This window comes from Streptomyces sp. NPDC054961 (assembly GCF_053609145.1).
Map to the genome: position 1 here is coordinate 14,457 of NZ_JBSGWY010000047.1, position 18,149 is coordinate 32,605.

Below are 18,149 nucleotides of genomic sequence, written 5' to 3' on the forward strand. Positions count from 1 at the left end.
TCCGGGACGGTAGAGCACGACAGCCGGGCGGCGTGCGACGCCCGGCGGTCGGGGAGGTGCAGTACGGGTGAACCCTTGGCGTCGGGCCCTTCCGCGGCCTACAGGGGGGTGACGTACGCCCCGGAGATGCCGCCGTCGACCAGGAAGTCGGTGGCGTTGATGAAGGAGGAGTCGTCGCTCGCGAGGAAGGCGACGGCGGCGGCGATCTCGGTGGGCTCGGCGAACCGGCCCAGCGGGATGTGCACGAGCCGGCGGGCGGCGCGCTCCGGGTCCTTGGCGAAGAGCTCCTGCAGGAGCGGGGTGTTGACGGGCCCCGGGCACAGCGCGTTGACGCGGATGCCCTCCCGGGCGAACTGCACGCCGAGCTCGCGGGACATGGCGAGCACGCCGCCCTTGGAGGCGGTGTACGAGATCTGCGAGGTGGCGGCGCCCATGACGGCGACGAAGGAGGCGGTGTTGATGATGGAGCCGCGGCCCTGGCGCTGCATGTAGGGCAGCGCGGCCTTGCAGCACAGGTAGACGGAGGTGAGGTTGACGTCCTGGACCCGCTTCCAGGCCTCCAGGCCGGTGGTGAGGATCGAGTCGTCGTCCGGGGGCGAGATGCCGGCGTTGTTGAAGGCGATGTCCACGGAACCGTAGGTGTCGAAGGCGGTCTTGAAGAGGGCCTCGACCTCCTCCGGGCTGGTGACGTCGACCTTCACGAAGGTGCCGCCGACCTCTTCGGCCGCGGCCTTGCCGGCGGTCTCGTCGATGTCGCCGCAGACGATGTGGGCGCCTTCGGAGGCCAGTCGGCGGGCGGTGGCCAGGCCGATGCCGCTGCCGGCTCCGGTGATGACGGCGGTACGGCCGACCAGGCGGCGGCAGACGATCTCTTCGGTGGACTCAGTGGACATGTTTTCAGGCCTCCGTGCTGATGAAGACGTTCTTGGTCTCGGTGAAAGCGGCGAGGGAGTCGGGTCCGAGCTCGCGGCCGAGCCCGGACTGCTTGTAACCGCCGAAGGGGGTCCAGTAGCGGACGCTGCTGTGGGAGTTGACCGACAGGTTGCCCGCGGCGACGGCGCGCGAGACGCGCAGCGCGCGGCCCACGTCGCGGGTCCACAGGGAGCCGGCGAGGCCGTACTCGGTGGCGTTGGCCAGGCGCACGGCGTCCTCCTCGTCCTCGAAGGGCAGGACGACGGCGACGGGTCCGAACACCTCCTCGGCGGCCACGGGCGCGCCCGGGTCCACGCCGGTGACGAGGGTCGGCGGGTACCAGAAGCCGGGGCCCTCGGGGGCGGCGCCGCGGACGACCGTCAGGTCGTCGGTGACGTAGGACCGTACGCGGTCCAGCTGCACCCGCGAGATGAGCGGCCCCATCTGCGTCTTCTCGTCGTTCGGGTCCCCGACGACCACGCTCTCGACCGCGGGGACCAGCAGTTCCATGAAGCGGTCGTAGGCGGACCGCTGGACGAGGATCCGGGTGCGGGCGCAGCAGTCCTGCCCGGTGTTGTCCAGGAAGGACATCGGAGCGGCGGCCGCGGCCGCCTCCAGGTCCGCGTCGGCGAAGACGATGTTGGGGTTCTTGCCACCGAGTTCGAGGGTGACCCTCTTCACCTGGCCGGCGCACGAGGCCATGATCTGCTTGCCGACCCGGGTGGAGCCGGTGAAGACGATCTTGGCCACGCCCGGGTGCTCGACGAGGGCGGCGCCCGCGACCGCCCCGCGGCCGGGCAGCACCTGCAGCAGGTGTGCGGGGAGTCCGGCCTCCAGGGCGAGTTCGGCCAGGCGCAGCGCGGTCAGCGGGGTGGTCTCGGCGGGCTTGAGGATGACCGCGTTGCCGGCGGCGAGTGCCGGGGCCAGGCCCCAGGCGGCGATCGGCATCGGGAAGTTCCACGGGGCGATCACGCCGATGACGCCGAGGGGTTCGAGGAAGGTGACGTCGATGCCCCCGGCGACGGGGATCTGGCGGCCGGAGAGCCGCTCGACTCCCCCGGCGGCGAAGTCGAGCACGTCGCGCACGTTGCCGGCTTCCCAGCGGGCGTTGCCGATCGTGTGGCCCGCCTCGAGGACCTCCAGCTGCGCGAGTTCCTCGATGTGCCCGTCGACCACGGCGGCGAACCGGCGCAGCAGCCGGGCCCGGTCGGCGGGCGCGGCGGCCGCCCAGGTCCGCTGGGCCGCGGCGGCCCGCGCGACGGCGGCGTCGACATCGTCCCGTGTGGCGGCCGGGACGATGGCGACGACTTCCTCGGTGGCCGGATTCAAGACTTCCAGCGCATCGGACACGTGGTGGCCTTTCAGACGTTCGGGTGCGGAGGGTGCGGTGGGTGCGGTAATGCGGCGCCGCCGGTCATCCGGTGCGGTGCGGCGGGCGCGGCTCTACAGGCGTTCGAAGGAGCGGCGCAGCTCCCAGTCGGTGACCGCGGAGTCGTACGCGTCCAGTTCCACGCGGGCCATGTTCCGGTAGTGGGCGACGACCTCGGGGCCGAAGGCGGCCTTGGCGATCTCGCTGTTCTCCCAGAGTTCGGCGGCCTCGCGCAGGGTGGTGGGGACGTGCGCGAAGTCGGCCGTGTAGGCGTTGCCGGCGCAGGGCTCGGGCAGTTCCAGCCGGTGCTCGATGCCGTACAGCCCGGCCGCGACCAGGCCGGCCACGGCGAGGTGCGGGTTGACGTCACCGCCGGGGAGGCGGTTCTCGAAGCGCATGGAGCGGCCGTGGCCGACGACGCGCAGGGCGCAGGTCCGGTTGTCGACGCCCCAGGCGACGGCGGTCGGCGCGAAGGATCCTGGCCGGAAACGCTTGTACGAGTTGATGTTGGGGGCGTAGAGAAGGGAGAAGTCGCGCAGCGCGGCGAGCTGGCCGGCCAGGAAGTGGCGCATCACGGGTGACATGCCGCCGTGCGCGTGCGCGTCCGGGCCGTCCGCGGCCATCGCGCTGCGTCCGTCGGCGTCGGTGAGCGAGAGGTGGATGTGACAGGAGTTGCCCTCGCGCTCGTCGTACTTGGCCATGAAGGTGAGCGAGACGCCTTCCTGGGCCGCGATCTCCTTCGCCCCTGTCTTGTAGAGGGCGTGCTGGTCGCAGGTCTTCAGGGCCTCGTCGTAGCGGAAGACGATCTCGTGCTGGCCGAGGTTGCACTCGCCCTTGGCCGACTCCACGACCAGGCCGGCGGCCTGCATCTCGTTGCGGATGCGGCGCAGCAGGGGTTCGACGCGGCCGGTCCCGAGGACGGAGTAGTCGATGTTGTACTGGTTGGCGGGGGTCAGACCGCGGTAGCCCGCGTCCCAGGCCTGCTCGTAGGTGTCCCGGAAGACCATGAACTCCAGCTCGGTGCCCACCATCGCGGTGTAGCCGTGTTCGGCGAGGCGCTCCAGCTGGCGGCGCAGGATCTGCCGGGGCGCGGCGACGACGGGCGAGCCGTCGTTCCAGGCGAGGTCGGCGAGGACGAAGGCGCTGCCCGGGTTCCACGGGATCCGGCGCAGGGTGGCCAGGTCGGGGTGCATGGCGAAGTCGCCGTAGCCGCGGTCCCAGGAGGACATCTCGTACCCGTCGACGGTGTTCATGTCCGTGTCGACGGCGAGGAGGTAGTTGCAGCCCTCGGTGCCGTGCGCGAGGACCTCGTCGAGGAAGAACGGTGCGGCGAACCGCTTGCCCTGGAGGCGCCCCTGCATGTCGGGGAAGGCCAGGACCACTGTGTCGATCTCACCGCTGGCCACGAGAACGCGGAGCTCTTCGGGCGAAAGCGGCGGCTTGCGGTCTACCACGGGAATCTCTCCTTCGGTGAGCCGAGGGGGCCTAAGGTATTGAATAGAACCATTGCTTGGGAAGGGGAGGAGCCGAGATGACCGGTACGGCGAGCGAAGGGGACGCGATCACGCGGCTCAATCCGGTGCTGCGGCAGGTGCGGGCCGGCAACGGGTTCGAGGAGGCGCTGGAGCAGATCCTCCAGGTGGTCCGGCTCGGCCTGGTCCCGGGCGGGGAACGCCTCCCGGCCGAGCGCGAGCTGGCCGAGCGGATGGGGATCAGCCGGGTGACGCTGCGCGAGGTGCTGAAAGTACTCCAGGACCAGGGCCTGGTGGAGGCCCGGCGCGGGCGGTACGGCGGAACGTTTGTGCTGCACCGCCCCGACACCCCCGCCGGCGGCGCCGAGGAGGAGCTGCGCCGGCGGGTCGCGGGCGTGGACATCGAGGACGCCCTGCGCTTCCGCGAGGTCCTGGAGGTGGGCGCGGCCGGCCTGTGCGCCTCCCAGGGCCTGTCGGAGAAGGACGCGGACCGGCTGCTCGGCGCGCTGGCCGCCACCCACGACGCCCCGCTGACCGCATACCGCCGCCAGGACACGCTCTTCCACCTCACCCTGTGCGAGCTCGCCGGATCCGCCACCCTGACGGCCCAGTACGCGGCTGTCCGGGCCACCGTGAACGACCTGCTGGACTGCATCCCGCTGCTGGTGCGCAACCTCGAGCACTCGCAGCAGCAGCACACCGCGCTGGTGGAGGCGGTGCTGGAGCGGGACGCGGACGCGGCGCGCGAGGTGATGCGCGAGCACTGCTGCGGCACGGCGGCGCTGCTGCGGGGATTCCTGGCCTGAGCGGGGCCGGCGGCGTCCGGGAGCTTTTCGTAACCTCCGTTTAACGCACAGGTCTTGCGCCCGCCACTCCGGAACGGCAAAGGTACGCCCCACAACCATTGCCCTAGGCAGGAGCGCACATGGCCGACGACACCGGCGCACGGCTGGCAGCCGTGCCCGAACCCACCACGTCCCCCGAGAGCGGCGGCGACGCCTACCTGGAACGCCGTACCCTGCGCCGCGGCAGCGCCGGCTGGCTGCTGCTGACCGGTCTCGGCGTCGCGTACGTCGTCTCCGGCGACTTCTCCGGCTGGAACGTCGGCCTCGCCCAGGGCGGTTTCGGCGGCCTGGCCATCGCCACCGTCCTGATGGGCGCGATGTACGCGTGCCTCGTCTTCTCCCTCGCCGAGCTGTCGGCGATCCTGCCCACCGCGGGCGGCGGCTACGGATTCGCGCGCCGGGCGCTGGGCACCTGGGGCGGCTTCCTCACCGGTACCGCGATCCTGATCGAGTACATCCTCGCCCCCGCCGCCATCGCCATCTTCATCGGCGACTACGTCGAGTCCCTGAAGCTCTTCGGCCTCACCTCCGGCTGGCCGGTCTACCTCGCCTGCTTCGCGGTCTTCATCGGCATCCACCTGTGGGGCGTCGGCGAGGCCCTGAGCTTCTCGCTCGTCGTCACCGCCATCGCCGTGATCGCGCTGGTCGTCTTCGCCGTCGGCGCGTTCACCCAGTTCGACGCCTCCCGCCTCGACGACATCGCCGTCGACACCACCGCCGCCGGCGCGAGTTCGTGGCTGCCGCTGGGCTTCCTCGGCATCTGGGCCGCGTTCCCCTTCGGCATGTGGTTCTTCCTCGGCGTCGAGGGCGTGCCGCTGGCCGCCGAGGAGGCCAAGGACCCGGTCCGCTCCGTGCCGCGCGCCCTGTCCATCTCCATGGGCATCCTGGTCCTGCTCGCGCTGGTCACCTTCCTCGCCTCGACGGGGGCGCGCGGAGCCGACGCCCTCAAGGACGCGGGCAACCCGCTGGTCGTCGCCCTCGAGGGCGACTCCGGGCTCTCCTGGCTCAAGACCTTCGTCAACTACGCCGGTCTCGCGGGCCTGGTGGCCTCCTTCTTCTCCCTCATCTACGCCGGCTCGCGCCAGCTCTTCGCCCTCTCGCGGGCCGGATACCTGCCGCGCTTCCTGTCCCTGACCTCGAAGCGCAAGGCCCCGTACCTCGGCCTGCTCATCCCCGGAGCCATCGGCTTCGCGCTGGCCGCCGCCACCGGCAACGGCCCCCGCATGCTGAACATCGCGGTGTTCGGAGCGACCATCTCGTACGCCCTGATGGCCCTTTCCCACATGGTGCTGCGGCGCCGCGAGCCCGGCCTGGAGCGCCCGTACCGCACCCCCGGCGGCGTCGTCACCTCCTCGGTGGCCTTCGTGCTCGCCCTCTCGGCCCTGGTCGCCACCTTCCTGGTGGACAAGGACGCGGCGTTCATCGCCCTGGCCGTGTACGCCGTCGCCCTCGCCTACTTCGCGTTCTACAGTCGGCACCACCTGGTGGCGTCCGCGCCGGAGGAGGAGTTCGCGGCGCTGGCCGCGGCCGAGGCCGAACTGTCCCGCGACTGACCACCCGCACCCTTCCCCTGGAGGTAACCACCGTGCCCAGGCCGCTCATCGGCATCACCACCTACATCGAGGCCGTCACCCGCTACGGCGTGTGGAACGTCCCGACGGCCCTCGTCCCCACCGGGTACTACGAACTCGTCCAGGCCTCGGGCGGCACGGCCGTGCTGCTGCCGCCGGACGACCCGGAGGCGGCGGCGGAGGTGCTGAGCCGGCTGGACGGCCTGGTCGTCGCGGGCGGCCCCGACGTGGACCCGGTCCGCTACGGGGCCGCCCGGGACCCCCGTACGGGCGCGGCGGCGACCCAGCGGGACGCCTGGGAGCTCGCGCTCATCGCCGCGGCGCTCGCCTCCCGGACCCCCGTGCTCGGGATCTGCCGGGGCATGCAGGCGCTGAACGTGGCCCTGGGCGGGACGCTGATCCAGCACATCGACGGGCACTTCGAGACGGAGGGCGTCGTCGGCCGGCACCCGGTCCGCCCGGTCCCGGGCACCCTGTACGCGGCCCTGGTGCCCGAGGAGTCGCAGGTCCCGACCTACCACCACCAGGCCGTCGACCGCCTGGGCCGCGGCCTGGTCGCCTCGTCGCACGCGGTGGACGGCACGGTGGAGTCGGTCGAACTCGCCGACCCCTCCCACTGGGTCCTGGGCGTCCAGTGGCACCCGGAACGCGACGAGGACACCCGCGTGATGTCCGCCCTCGTCGCGGCGGCGTCCGCCGCGGCGCTCTGCACCACTCCCGCCTGACGGGCCGCCCCCGGATCCCGGCCGACGGACCCCGGCCGACGGACCCCGGCCCCGGGTCCCGTCCGGCCCCCCGGGCCGGCGGAGGAGGGTCAGTGCCGCGTCAGCGACAGCAGGTCCCGGGCCGGGCCCGCCGGACGGGAGCCCGCGGGCCAGACCGCGCGCAGCGCCCGGTCGAGCGGGGTGTCGAGGACCGGGACCGACACCAGGCGGCGGGCCGCCAGTTCGTCGCCGAGCGCCAGCTCCGACAGCACGCACGGCCCGGCTCCGCTCAGCGCCGCGGCCTTCACCGCCGTGGTGGAGGCCAGTTCGAGCAGCGGCTCCGCCAGGCCGCCCATACCGGCCAGGGCCGCGTCCAGGACCTGCCGGGTGCCCGAGCCCCGCTCCCGCAGGATCAGCGGCGTCGCCGCCAGCTCCGCGGCTTCCACTCCCCTCGACCGCCGGGCCCACGGGTGTCCGGGGGCCACCGCCACCACCAGGCGGTCCTGCGCGATCACCACCGCGTCGAGTCCTTCGGGCACGCTGAGCCCCTCGACGAAGCCGAGGTCGGCCTCGTGCGCGAGGACCCGTTCGGCGACGGCGGCCGAGTTCCCCGCGTGCAGCGACACCGCCGTGCCGGGGCGCTGCCCGCGCAGCGCGATGAGCCAGCCGGGCAGCAGGTACTCCGCGATGGTCATGCTGGCCGCGACCCGCAGCCGGGAGTCGCGACGGCCCCGTAGCGCCTGCGCGCCCGCATCGAAGGCCTCGGCCGCCTCCACCACCCGCCGCGCCCAGTCCGTGACCAGGGCGCCCTCCCGGGTCAGGGTCGAGCCCCGCGGGGACCGGTCCACGAGGGCCACGCCGAGCCGGGTCTCCATCGCCCGGATCCGGCTGCTCGCGGCGGGCTGGGTGATCCCGAGCCGCCGGGCGGCCCCGCTCAGGCTCCCCACCCGGGCGACGGCGAGCAGCAGCTCCATGGCGCCCAGGTCCGGAACCCGGTGCGCCAGCGGTACCTGCGGCTCAGCCCAGTCCTCGATGCCCATAACTTCAGTTTATGCCCTCATAGGAACAAGCCCTCTGCCGTCCGGCCCCGCCCGACGGGACGCTGGACCCATGGCCACCACCCTCGTACGCCCCCGTCCCACCACCCCCGGGACCCAGCGGATCCACAAGGTCCCCTCGCTGCGCCACCTCGGCCCCAACTGGTACGCCTCGGTCATGGGCACGGCGATCATCGCCAATGCCGGCGCCACCCTCCCCTACCAGGTCCCGGGCCAGCGCGTGGCCTGTCAGATTTTCTGGGTCCTGTCCGCCACCGCCCTCGCCGTGCTGCTGACCGCCCGCGCCGGCCACTGGATCCACCACCGCGACCAGGCCCGGGCCCACCTGCTCGACCCGGCCGTCGCCCCGTTCTACGGCTGCCTCGCGATGGCCTTGCTGGCCGTCGGCGGCGGCACCCTCATCGTCGGCAAGGACCTCATCGGCGTTCCCGCCGCCGTCGCCGTGGACACGGTCCTCTTCACCGCCGGCACCGCGATCGGGCTGCTCGCGGCCGTCGCCGTGCCCTACCTGATGGTGGTCCGCCACAAGGTCGAGGCCCACCAGGCCACCCCCGTGTGGCTGCTCCCCGTGGTCGCCCCGATGGTGTCCGCCGCCCTGGGCCCCCTGCTGATCCCCCACCTGCCCGCCGGCCAGGGCCGCGAGGCCATGCTGCTCGCCTGCTACGCCATGTTCGGGATCAGCCTGCTCGCCACCCTGCTGATGCTCCCCCTGGTGTTCGGCCGGCTGATCGTGAGCGGTCCCCTCCCCCTGGCGCTCACCCCGGCCCTGTTCCTGGTCCTGGGCCCCCTCGGCCAGTCCACCACCGCGGTGAACTCCCTCGCCGACATGGCCCCCCAGTCGATATCCGCCGCGTACTCCGGCGCCTTCGCCGCCTTCGCGGTGGTCTACGGGGTGCCCGTGATGGGATTCGCCCTCCTCTGGCTGGCGCTGGCCTCGGCGATGCTGCTGCGGGCCGCCCGCGACGGCATGGGGTTCGCCATGACCTGGTGGGCGCTGACCTTCCCCATCGGCACCTGCGTCACCGGCGCCGCCGGGCTCGCCCGCCACACCGGCCTCACCGCCTTCTCCTGGCTGGCCGCGGCCCTGTTCCTGGCCCTGCTGACCGCCTGGCTGCTGGCCGCCGCGAACACCCTGCGCGGCCTGCTGAACGGCCGTCTGCTCGCCGCGCCCCGCTAGGCCGTCGGCGGCCGGCCTTCCCGCACCGCGCGAACGCCCTGCCCGAGCGCCGCGCGCAGGGCCCGCGCCAGCACCGCCGGCGCCTCGGCCAGCGAGGGCCCGTACCAGGTCAGGTGCCGTCCGCTGACGAGCGCGGCCGGGATCCGCGGGAAGGCCTCGGGTCCGTCGCCGGCGGTGAACCGGTACGGCTCGTCCGGCAGCACGACGAGGTCACAGCCCGCCGCGGCCAGCTCGGCCGCCGGGATCCGGGGGTAGCGCTCCGCGTGAGCGGCGTAGGCGTTGCGCACGCCGAGGCGGGCCAGCAGGTCCCCCGCGAAGGTGTCCCGGCCGAGCACCATCCACGGCCGCCGCCAGATCGGTACGAAGGCCAGGGCCGGCGGGAGCGGCTCCGCCCGGGCCCACGCGGCCTCGGCGTCCGCCAGCCACCCGGGCCGCTCCAGACCCAGCGCCCCCACCAGCACCCGCTCCAGCTCGCTCAGCGCCTGTGGGAGGTCCCGTACCTCGGTGACCAGCACCTCCAGCCCGGCCGCCCGCAACGCGTCCAGGTCCGGGGCGCGGTTCTCCTCCTCGTTGGCGACGACCAGGTCCGGGCGCAGCGCCGCGATCGCGCGCACGTCGGGGTTCTTGGTGCCCCCGACGCGCACCGCGTCCCCCAGGCCGGCGGGATGCGTGCACCAGTCGGTCACCCCGACCAGCGCTCCGGGCGCGCTCACGGCCACCGCCTCGGTCAGGGACGGCACGAGCGAGACGACCCGCTTCGGTGTCCGCATCCGGCGGCTCAGTGCCCCGGCGAGGGCGGCTCGGAGGTGGCGTGGATGTGGTCGCCGACCGCGACGATCAGGATCCGGGTGTCCTCGGTGACGGCCCGCCACCGGTGGCGCACCCCGCCGGAGAGGAACAGCGCGTCGCCGTTCTCCAGCCGGTAGGCCCGTCCCTCGGCCTCCACCTGGCAGGCGCCCGAGATCACGTACATCAGTTCGTCGTTGCGGTGCTGGTACTCGCGGCCGGCGTCCTGGTCCCCGGTGAACTCCAGCGCGTGCAGCTGGTGGTGCCCGCGCACGAGGGGCCGTACGCCGGGAACGGGGGTGAGCTCCGCGCCGTCACCGGCCCGTACGAGGTCCACGGTGCGCGCGGTGTCCGAGGCGGCCAGCAGCTCCACGGCCGTGGTCTCCAGCGCGTCGGCGACCCGCTCCAGGGACCGCATGCTGGGCCGGGCCCGCTCGTTCTCTATCTGGCTCAGGAACGGGACCGACAGGCCGCTGCGCGCCGATACGGCGGCGAGGGTGAGGTGCAGTGCCCGGCGTCTCTTGCGCACGGCCACGCCCACCCGGAGCGGTTCCTTGGCGTCCTTGTCCTTGTCCCGTTGCTTGTCGTCCGTGCCGCTCGACGCGCTCGCGGCGCTCCTGCCGTCCGTACCGTCGGTGCCATCCCTGTCGTCCATGGTGGGGCTGCCCTCCCCTTGTCCTGGTCCGTCGCACACCACACGCCGCACATCGGCGTGCTGCAAGCACCTTACGCAGCAACCGGCCCGCGTTTCGCGCTCAAGAGCCGAGGAGGGCCGACCTCCGGTACTTTCCACCGGGCCTCAAGGCATCATCGTGATCGTGACGACGACACGACGCTTGATGCTCCTGGACACCGCCTCCCTCTACTACCGCGCGTACTTCGGCGTGCCGGATTCGGTGAAGGCCCCCGACGGCACCCCGGTCAACGCCGTGCGCGGCCTGCTCGACTTCATCGGCCGCCTCGTGCAGGACCACCGGCCCGACGACCTGGTGGCCTGCATGGACGCCGACTGGCGGCCGCACTGGCGGGTGGAGCTGATCCCCTCCTACAAGGCCCACCGGGTCGCCGAGGAGTCCGCGAGCGGCCCGGACCTCGAGGAGACCCCCGACACCCTGGCCCCGCAGGTGCCGATCATCGAGGCCGCCCTGGACGCCTTCGGGATCGCCCGGGTGGGCGTCGCCGGGTACGAGGCGGACGACGTGATCGGCACGCTCACCCTGCGCGCCACCGGCCCGGTGGACATCGTCACGGGCGACCGGGACCTCTACCAGCTGGTCGACGACGCGAAGCGGCGGCGCGTGCTGTACCCGCTGAAGGGGGTCGGCAGCCTCCAGGTGACCGACGAGGCGTGGCTGCGCGAGAAGTACGGCGTGGACGGCCCGGGCTACGCGGACCTGGCGCTGCTGCGCGGCGACCCGAGCGACGGCCTGCCGGGCGTACCGGGCGTCGGCGAGAAGACGGCGGCGAAGCTGCTGGACGCCTACGGGGACCTGGCCGGAATCATCGCCGCGATCGACGACCCCGCGTCGAAGCTGACCCCCGCGCAGCGCAAGCGGCTGGACGAGTCCCGGCCCTATCTGGCGGTGGCCCCGAAGGTCGTCCGGGTCGCCGCGGACGTTCCGCTTCCGGCCTTCGATCCCACGCTCCCGGCGGTCCCCGCCCAGCCGGACCTGGTCGCCGCACTGGCCCACCGGTGGGGCCTGGGAGGAGCAGTGGAACGACTGAGCAGCGCACTGCGCCCGTGAGGTGCTAACTTAGGTAATCCTAAGCTTCACGGATGGCAGGGTCGGAAGGTCAGGGGAATCGTCGTGGCAGAAGGACGCGTCCGCACGGTCGGCACCGCGGTCGTCGTGCGCACCGAGCGGTTGAGCCCGCACATGGTGCGGGTGGTGCTGGGCGGTGACGGGCTGGCCGGATTCGGCGCGGGCGCGTACACCGACCACTACGTGAAGATCTTGTTCCCCGCGGAGGGCGTCACCTACGCCAGCCCGTGGGACCTGGACCAGATCCGGGCGGACTATCCGCGCGCGCAGTGGCCGCGGCAGCGGGCGTACACGGTGCGCTCCTGGGATCCCGTCCTGCGGGAACTGGCCCTCGATTTCGTGGTCCACGGCGACGAGGGCCTGGCCGGCCCCTGGGCGGCCCGCGTCCAGCCGGGTGAACTCGTCCGTTTCCTCGGGCCGGGCGGGGCCTACGCCCCGGACCCGGCGGCGGGCTGGCACCTCCTCGTCGGCGACGAGAGCGCCCTGCCCGCGATCGGCGCCGCGATGGAGCGGATGCCGGCGGGGGCCGTGGTCCACGCGCTGGTGGAGGTCGAGGGACCGGCCGACGAGCTGCGGATCGCCACCCCGGACGGGGTCACCCCCTTGTGGATCCACCGGGGCTCGCGCCCGGTCGGCGAGGCCCTGACGGAGGCCGTCCGCGCCCTGTCCTTCCCCTCCCCGGACGTCCACGCCTTCGTGCACGGCGAGGCGGGCTTCGTCAAGACGCTGCGCCGCCACCTGCGTCTGGAGCGCGGCATCCCGCGCGAACGCCTGTCGATCTCGGGCTACTGGCGCCTGGGCGAGACGGACGAGGGCTGGCGCTCGATCAAGCGTGACTGGAACGCCGCGGTCGAGGCCGAACAGGAACAACTCGCGGCGGCCCGCTGAGCCCATGCGGAAGGGGGTCCCCGCCCCTCCGGGGGTGACCTCGTCCCCCTCCGGATGACCCCCTCCCCCTCCGGGTGAGCTTCTCCCCCTCCGGCCGCACGGTCGGCGTCGCACACCTGGGCGCCGACCACCAGGGCACCTTCAACCACAGCCGGGCGACCGGCCGTTCCGCGTCCCGATCACGCGGAGGCCTGCGTCGTCATGGCCCCTTCACGCCCCGATCGCGTAAGCTTCCCTCCTGAGGGGCACCTATTACATTCAGGGGGCGGACCGCGATGCCGGACACCGGGACCAGCGAACTCGTACGGATGTGGATCGACGGCTGGGTCGCCTCCCGCGGCACCTCGGACCCGATCGGCGAGCCGTGGGGGTGGACGATCGACGTCGGGCAGCCCCGGCACGTCGCCCGGCACGTGCTGCCGGAGCCCTCCGAGGCAGATGTGCGCAAGATCGTCGCCGCGACGAGCGCGCCCGGGACGTGGCTGAAGCTGTTCGCCGAGGACCACGAGGTCCTGCCCTGGGTCGGGCCGGGCTGGCGGCGCGACCTCCCCGGCTTCCTGATGACCCGCCCCCTCGCACCGGAGCACGCCGAGGCGCCCGCCGGCTACACGCTCACCCACTGGACCCGGGGCGGCGTCAGCCGGGTGCTGGTCCGCACGCACGCCGGGCACTTCGCCGCCCGTGGACAGATCGCCCGGGCAGGCACCCATGCCGTGGCCGACCAGGTCGAGACCGCCACCGAGCACCGGCGCAAGGGCCTCGGCGGCCTGGTGATGCGCGCGCTGCAGGGCGCCGCGTACGAGACCGGCGCACGGACCGGCCTCCTGGTCGGCACGCCGGAGGGCCAGGCGCTCTACGCCTCGCTGGGCTGGACCACGCGCTCCCCGATGACGAGCCTCTGGTACGAGCCGGCGGACGCCCCCCGGTGAGCTGAACTCGCGCGAGCCCCCGGCCGCATAGCCTGTACCCCGATGAAACGCAGATCCCACATCCCCGACCCGCCCCTGCCCCAGATCGACGGCATCGACCCGGTCCGCATGCGCCTGCCCCCCGACCCGCAGGGCACGTGGCCGGACCTCGGCTCCTACCTCGCGGCGCGCTACGAGGGCACCCGCGGCGAGGAGTCCATGGCCCGGCTGCTCCGGGACGGCCGGGTACGGGGCGTCGGCGGACGGGTCCTGGGACCCGGGGACCCCTACGAGCCGGGGGCCTTCCTCTGGTTCCACCGGGACATGCCGCCCGAGCCGGTGGTGCCCTTCCCGATCGGGGTCGTGTACCGGGACGAACACCTGCTAGTGGCCGACAAACCGCACTTCCTGGCCACCACCCCGCGCGGCAGCCACGTCTTCCAGACGGCCCTGGCCCGGCTCCGGGTGGAGCTCGGCCTGCCCGCGCTCAGCCCGGCGCACCGCCTGGACCGGATGACCGCCGGGCTGGTGCTGTTCAGCATCCGCCCCGAGGACCGGGGCGCCTACCAGCTGCTCTTCCAGGAGCGGCGGATCCGCAAGGAGTACGAGGCGCTCGCGCCCCACGACCCGGCGGTGGAGTTCCCCCGGACCCTGCGCAGCCACATCGAGAAGGTGCGCGGGGTGATGGCGGCGGTGGAGGTCGAGGACGCCGAGCCGAACGCCGAGACCCTGGCCGAGCTCGTCGAGGTCAGAGGCGACCTGGGCCGCTACCGGCTGACTCCGCACACCGGGCGCACCCACCAGCTGCGGGTGCACATGAACAGCCTCGGCCTGCCGATCCTGGGCGACCCGGTCTATCCGGTGGTCCGCGACCCGGCGCCGGACGACTACCGCCGGCCGCTGCAACTCCTCGCCCGCACGCTGGAGTTCACCGATCCCGTCACCGGGACCGCGCACCGGATCGAGAGCGGCCTCACCCTGCGGGCCTGGGAGGACCGGGCCGGCTGGGAACGGGACGACGGGGCGGGCACCGGTACCGGCACGGCGCGGGCCCGGCACGATCCGGAGGAGACGGCCTAGCCGCCGACGCCCGCGATCCGCAGCGCCGCGTCGGCGGTGGCCTCCGCGAAGGCGGAGACGGGGCGCGCCGGATCGGCGCGGTGGACGAGCATGACGCCTTCGATGAGACCGAAGACGAGGTCGCCCCGGAGCACCAGCGCGGCCCGGTCTCCGGCCAGTCCGGATGCGGCGCAGGCGCGGTCGAGCAACTCCTGGTAGGCGTCCTTGAGTTCCAGGCGCATCCGCAGGAAGCGGCTGAACCGCGATCCGCCCACCTCGGGCAGCAGGTAGAGCGCGCCGAGGTTGTAGGGTCCGCCGCACAGCAGCAGCACGTCCGAACGGCACAGCTCCCACAGCCGCCGGCCGGCCGGCCGGTCCGGTTCGCCGAGCAGCCGCCGGGCCAGATCCAGCGAGGGCGCGACCGTGGACTCCAGGAGTTCGGCGAGGAGTTCCTCCTTGCCGCCGAAGTAGTGGTACATCGTGGCCTGGCGCATTCCGGCCCGCTCGGCCACCGCCCGCGTGGTGGTGGCCGCGTACCCCCTGACCGTGAACAACTCGGCCGCCGCGTAGAGGAGTTCCTCACGCGGCGGCCGGCCACTGTCCGCTCGCAGCTGGTCGGCGCGCGGCCGACCGACCCGTCTCGGACCTTCTCCCGTTCCCCCAGTCATGGCCCGATCGTCGCACAGCACACGCCGGATCGATCATGGCAAGAGATCAGATCCAGCCATGACCACTTTTGGAGGAAGCGACGAATCCTCTTAGCCCACCGAGCTGTAGGCCACCACACCCCGCAGCAGCGCGTCCACGGCCTTGCGCGCATTGCGCGCCACCGTGCTGCCGCCCTGCGAGGACGGCGGGGCCGTGGAGGACGGCGCGGCGGCCGCGACCTGCCCCAGCACGTCGATGACCTGCTTGCACCAGCGCACGAAGTCACCGGCCGGCATCTCCGCCTCGCGCAGCACCTCGTCCAGGCTCTTGTCCGAAGCCCACTGGTAGACGGCCCACGCGAAACCGAGGTCCGGCTCGCGCTGGCCCACGCCCTCCGTCTGGTTGATGCCGTGCTCCTCCTCCAGCGCGTCGAGCCGGCCCCAGATGCGGACCATCTCGCCCAGCGCCGCCTTCGCCGCGCCGCCCGGCACCTTCGGCGCGACCGCGTCGTCGGACTGCCGCGCCTCGAAGACCAGCGCCGAGACGCAGGCGGCCAGTTCGGCCGGGCTGAGCCCCTCCCAGATCCCGGCCCGCAGGCACTCCGACGCCAGCAGGTCGAGCTCGCCGTAGAGCCGGGCGAGCCGCCGGCCGTGCGGGGTGACCTCGTCCTCGCGCAGATAGTCCAGATCGGTCAACAGCGCGTGGATCCGGTCGAAGGTACGGGCGATGGTGTTCGTCCGGCCCTCGATGCGCCGCTCCAGCTGCTGCGTGTCCCGCTGCAGCCGGTGGTAGCGCTCCGCCCAGCGCGCATGGTCCTCGCGCTCGTCACAGCCGTGGCACGCGTGCGCCCGCAACTCGGTGCGCAGCCGCGCGATCTCCCGGTCGTCGGCCGCCGCCGCCCGGCCGCGGCTGTGCCGCTCCACCGGGATGTGCCCGGCCTTGACGCGCAGCTGCGACGCCAGGTCCCGGCGCGAGTGCGGGGACTTCGCGTTGAAGGTCTTGGGGATCCGCATCCGGTCGATGGGCTCCACCGGAACCGGGAAGTCGATCGCGGCGAGCCGCTTGACCTGCCGCTCCGCCGTCAGCACCAGCGGACGCGGGCCCTCGGTGTACTCGTGCCCGCGGTGCCCGTTGGACCGGCCGGGCGGCACGCCCGGCTCCAGCACCAGGGCCAGACCGGCGAACTTGCCCGTCGGGACGTGGATGATGTCGCCCGGCTTCAGCTTCTCCAGCGAACCGGCGGCCTGCGCCCGGCGCTGCGCCGCGCCCTGCTTGGCCAGCTCCGTCTCGCGGTCCTTGAGGTCGCGGCGCAGCCGCGCGTACTCCCCGAAGTCTCCGAGGTGACAGGTCATGCCCTCCCGGTAGCCCTCCAGGCCCTCCTCGTTGCGCTGCACCTGCCGGGAGATCCCGACGACCGAGCGGTCCGCCTGGAACTGCGCGAAGGAGGTCTCCAGCAGCTCGCGCGAGCGGTGCCGCCCGAACTGCTGGACCAGGTTGACGGCCATGTTGTACGAGGGCCTGAAGCTGGAACGCAGCGGATACGTACGGGTACCGGCGAGCCCGGCCAGGGCCGCCGGGTCCATGCCCCGCTGCCACAGCACCACCGCGTGGCCCTCGACGTCGATCCCGCGCCGCCCGGCCCGGCCGGTGAGCTGCGTGTACTCGCCGGGGGTGATGTCGGCGTGCTGCTCACCGTTCCACTTGACCAGCTTCTCCAGGATCACCGTGCGCGCGGGCATGTTGATGCCCAGCGCCAGGGTCTCGGTGGCGAAGACGGCCTTCACCAGGCCCCGTACGAACAGCTCCTCTACGACCTCCTTGAACGTGGGCAGCATGCCCGCGTGGTGCGCGGCGATGCCCCGCTCCAGGCCTTCGAGCCATTCGTAGTACCCGAGGACGTGCAGGTCCTCGGTCGGGATCGCCGCGGTGCGCTCCTCGACGATCTCGCGGACCCTGACCCGCGCGGCGTCGTCGTTGAGCCGCAGCCCCGCGTACAGGCACTGCTGTACGGCGGCCTCGCAACCGGCCCGGCTGAAGATGAAGTTGATGGCTGGCAGCAGCCCGTCGCCGTCCAGGCGGGCGATGACCTCGGGGCGCGAAGGGGTCCAGATCCGGCCGCGGGAGCGCCGTTCGCGCTCGCGGTCGGCCTCGCGGACCATCTTTCCGCGCCGCCGGTCCTTGGGGTTGTACCGGCTGGTGTTCTCCTCGCGCGCCATCCGCAGGAGGTCCGGATTGACCTCGCGGCGCGCGGAGCCGCGGCCGCCGTGGTCGGACTCCTCCTCGAAGAGGTCGTAGATCCGGCGGCCGGCCATGACGTGCTGCCACAGCGGTACGGGCCGCTCCTCGGAGACGATCACCTCGGTGTCGCCGCGCACGGTGTCGAGCCAGTCGCCGAACTCCTCGGCGTTGGAGACGGTCGCCGAGAGGGAGACCAGGGTCACCGACTCCGGGAGGTGGATGATCACTTCCTCCCAGACGGCCCCGCGGAACCGGTCGGAGAGGTAGTGGACCTCGTCCATCACGACGTAGCCGAGCCCGGTCAGCGACTGCGAGCCCGCGTACAGCATGTTGCGGAGCACCTCGGTGGTCATGACGACCACGGGAGCCTCGGAGTTGACGCTGTTGTCACCGGTGAGCAGGCCGACCTTGTCGGCGCCGTAGCGCCGGGCGAGGTCGGCGTACTTCTGGTTCGACAAGGCCTTGATGGGCGTCGTGTAGAAGCACTTGCGGCCCTGTTGCAGGGCGAGGTGCACGGCGAACTCGCCGACGATCGTCTTGCCCGAGCCGGTCGGGGCGGCGACGAGGACGCCCTTGCCGGCCTCCAGTGCCTTGCAGGCCTCGATCTGGTACGGATCCAGGTCGAATTCGTACATCTCGCGGAAGGGCGCCAGAGCGGTGGCCTCTTCGGCGGCGCGGATCCGGGCAGCGGCGTACCGCTCGGCGGGTGAGAGTTCTTCGGTCATCTTGTCCTCGAGCCTACCCGCCACCC

The 18,149-nt window shown here is 72.9% G+C and carries 16 protein-coding genes; 8 read left to right on the forward strand and 8 right to left on the reverse strand.

Going from position 1 to position 18,149, the window contains the following annotated elements:
• Positions 1-98: 98 nt before the first annotated feature.
• From ACWF9Z_RS30825 to ACWF9Z_RS30835, 3 genes are all read right to left on the reverse strand, one after another.
• Positions 99-893, reverse strand: a complete 795-nt coding sequence (locus ACWF9Z_RS30825) for a 3-oxoacyl-ACP reductase (RefSeq protein ID WP_453607538.1) — start codon at positions 891-893, stop codon at positions 99-101.
• A 4-nt stretch (positions 894-897) separates the two neighbouring features.
• Positions 898-2,262, reverse strand: coding sequence for an aldehyde dehydrogenase family protein (locus tag ACWF9Z_RS30830; protein WP_453607541.1), 1,365 nt, complete (start codon positions 2,260-2,262; stop codon positions 898-900).
• 93 nt (positions 2,263-2,355) lie between these two features.
• Positions 2,356-3,735, reverse strand: a complete 1,380-nt coding sequence (locus ACWF9Z_RS30835; RefSeq protein ID WP_453607543.1) for a glutamine synthetase family protein — start codon at positions 3,733-3,735, stop codon at positions 2,356-2,358.
• A 77-nt stretch (positions 3,736-3,812) separates the two neighbouring features.
• Here ACWF9Z_RS30835 and ACWF9Z_RS30840 point away from each other — a divergent pair, with 77 nt between their 5' ends.
• From ACWF9Z_RS30840 to ACWF9Z_RS30850, 3 genes are all read left to right on the forward strand, one after another.
• Positions 3,813-4,559 carry a FadR/GntR family transcriptional regulator gene (locus tag ACWF9Z_RS30840; protein ID WP_453607546.1) on the forward strand — a complete coding sequence of 249 codons (747 nt, stop codon included), beginning with the start codon at positions 3,813-3,815 and terminating at the stop codon, positions 4,557-4,559.
• Between the two features lie 119 nt (positions 4,560-4,678).
• Positions 4,679-6,151 (forward strand): ethanolamine permease, encoded by a 1,473-nt coding sequence (eat, locus tag ACWF9Z_RS30845; protein ID WP_453607549.1) that lies wholly within the window; start codon positions 4,679-4,681, stop codon positions 6,149-6,151.
• Between the two features lie 32 nt (positions 6,152-6,183).
• The gene (locus ACWF9Z_RS30850; RefSeq protein ID WP_453607551.1) at positions 6,184-6,894 is read left to right on the forward strand and encodes a gamma-glutamyl-gamma-aminobutyrate hydrolase family protein; all 711 of its coding nucleotides are present in this window, start codon (positions 6,184-6,186) and stop codon (positions 6,892-6,894) included.
• A gap of 89 nt (positions 6,895-6,983) precedes the next feature.
• Here the strand turns inward: ACWF9Z_RS30850 and ACWF9Z_RS30855 are convergent, their stop codons facing one another.
• Positions 6,984-7,913: a LysR family transcriptional regulator gene (locus tag ACWF9Z_RS30855; RefSeq protein WP_453607554.1), complete on the reverse strand. Its 930-nt coding sequence runs from the start codon at positions 7,911-7,913 to the stop codon at positions 6,984-6,986.
• Between the two features lie 70 nt (positions 7,914-7,983).
• Here ACWF9Z_RS30855 and ACWF9Z_RS30860 point away from each other — a divergent pair, with 70 nt between their 5' ends.
• Positions 7,984-9,108, forward strand: a complete 1,125-nt coding sequence (locus ACWF9Z_RS30860) for a TDT family transporter (protein WP_453607556.1) — start codon at positions 7,984-7,986, stop codon at positions 9,106-9,108.
• Here the strand turns inward: ACWF9Z_RS30860 and ACWF9Z_RS30865 are convergent.
• Both ACWF9Z_RS30865 and ACWF9Z_RS30870 read right to left on the reverse strand, forming a co-directional pair.
• Entirely contained in the window at positions 9,105-9,878 is a 774-nt protein-coding gene (locus tag ACWF9Z_RS30865) for a helical backbone metal receptor (protein WP_453607559.1), read from the reverse strand. The two genes, ACWF9Z_RS30860 and ACWF9Z_RS30865, sit on opposite strands and share 4 nt — an antisense overlap.
• Positions 9,879-9,886: 8 nt before the next feature.
• Complete coding sequence (locus ACWF9Z_RS30870; RefSeq protein ID WP_453607642.1) at positions 9,887-10,435, reverse strand: helix-turn-helix domain-containing protein; 549 nt, start codon at positions 10,433-10,435, stop codon at positions 9,887-9,889.
• Positions 10,436-10,733: 298 nt separating this feature from the next.
• On the opposite strand from ACWF9Z_RS30870, the gene ACWF9Z_RS30875 reads away from it, so the two are divergent.
• From ACWF9Z_RS30875 to ACWF9Z_RS30890, 4 genes are all read left to right on the forward strand, one after another.
• Positions 10,734-11,639: a 5'-3' exonuclease gene (locus ACWF9Z_RS30875; RefSeq protein ID WP_453607645.1), complete on the forward strand. Its 906-nt coding sequence runs from the start codon at positions 10,734-10,736 to the stop codon at positions 11,637-11,639.
• 63 nt (positions 11,640-11,702) lie between these two features.
• Entirely contained in the window at positions 11,703-12,545 is an 843-nt protein-coding gene (locus tag ACWF9Z_RS30880; RefSeq protein WP_453607561.1) for a siderophore-interacting protein, read from the forward strand.
• Positions 12,546-12,820: 275 nt separating this feature from the next.
• Entirely contained in the window at positions 12,821-13,474 is a 654-nt protein-coding gene (locus tag ACWF9Z_RS30885) for a GNAT family N-acetyltransferase (protein ID WP_453607564.1), read from the forward strand.
• A gap of 42 nt (positions 13,475-13,516) precedes the next feature.
• Entirely contained in the window at positions 13,517-14,533 is a 1,017-nt protein-coding gene (locus ACWF9Z_RS30890; protein ID WP_453607567.1) for a pseudouridine synthase, read from the forward strand.
• Here the strand turns inward: ACWF9Z_RS30890 and ACWF9Z_RS30895 are convergent.
• Together ACWF9Z_RS30895 and ACWF9Z_RS30900 are read right to left on the reverse strand one after the other, a co-directional pair.
• Positions 14,530-15,180 (reverse strand): helix-turn-helix domain-containing protein, encoded by a 651-nt coding sequence (locus ACWF9Z_RS30895; RefSeq protein ID WP_453607570.1) that lies wholly within the window; start codon positions 15,178-15,180, stop codon positions 14,530-14,532. The two genes, ACWF9Z_RS30890 and ACWF9Z_RS30895, sit on opposite strands and share 4 nt — an antisense overlap.
• 90 nt (positions 15,181-15,270) lie before the next feature.
• Positions 15,271-18,123, reverse strand: a complete 2,853-nt coding sequence (locus ACWF9Z_RS30900) for a DEAD/DEAH box helicase (RefSeq protein ID WP_453607573.1) — start codon at positions 18,121-18,123, stop codon at positions 15,271-15,273.
• Between the last annotated feature and the right edge of the window lie 26 nt (positions 18,124-18,149).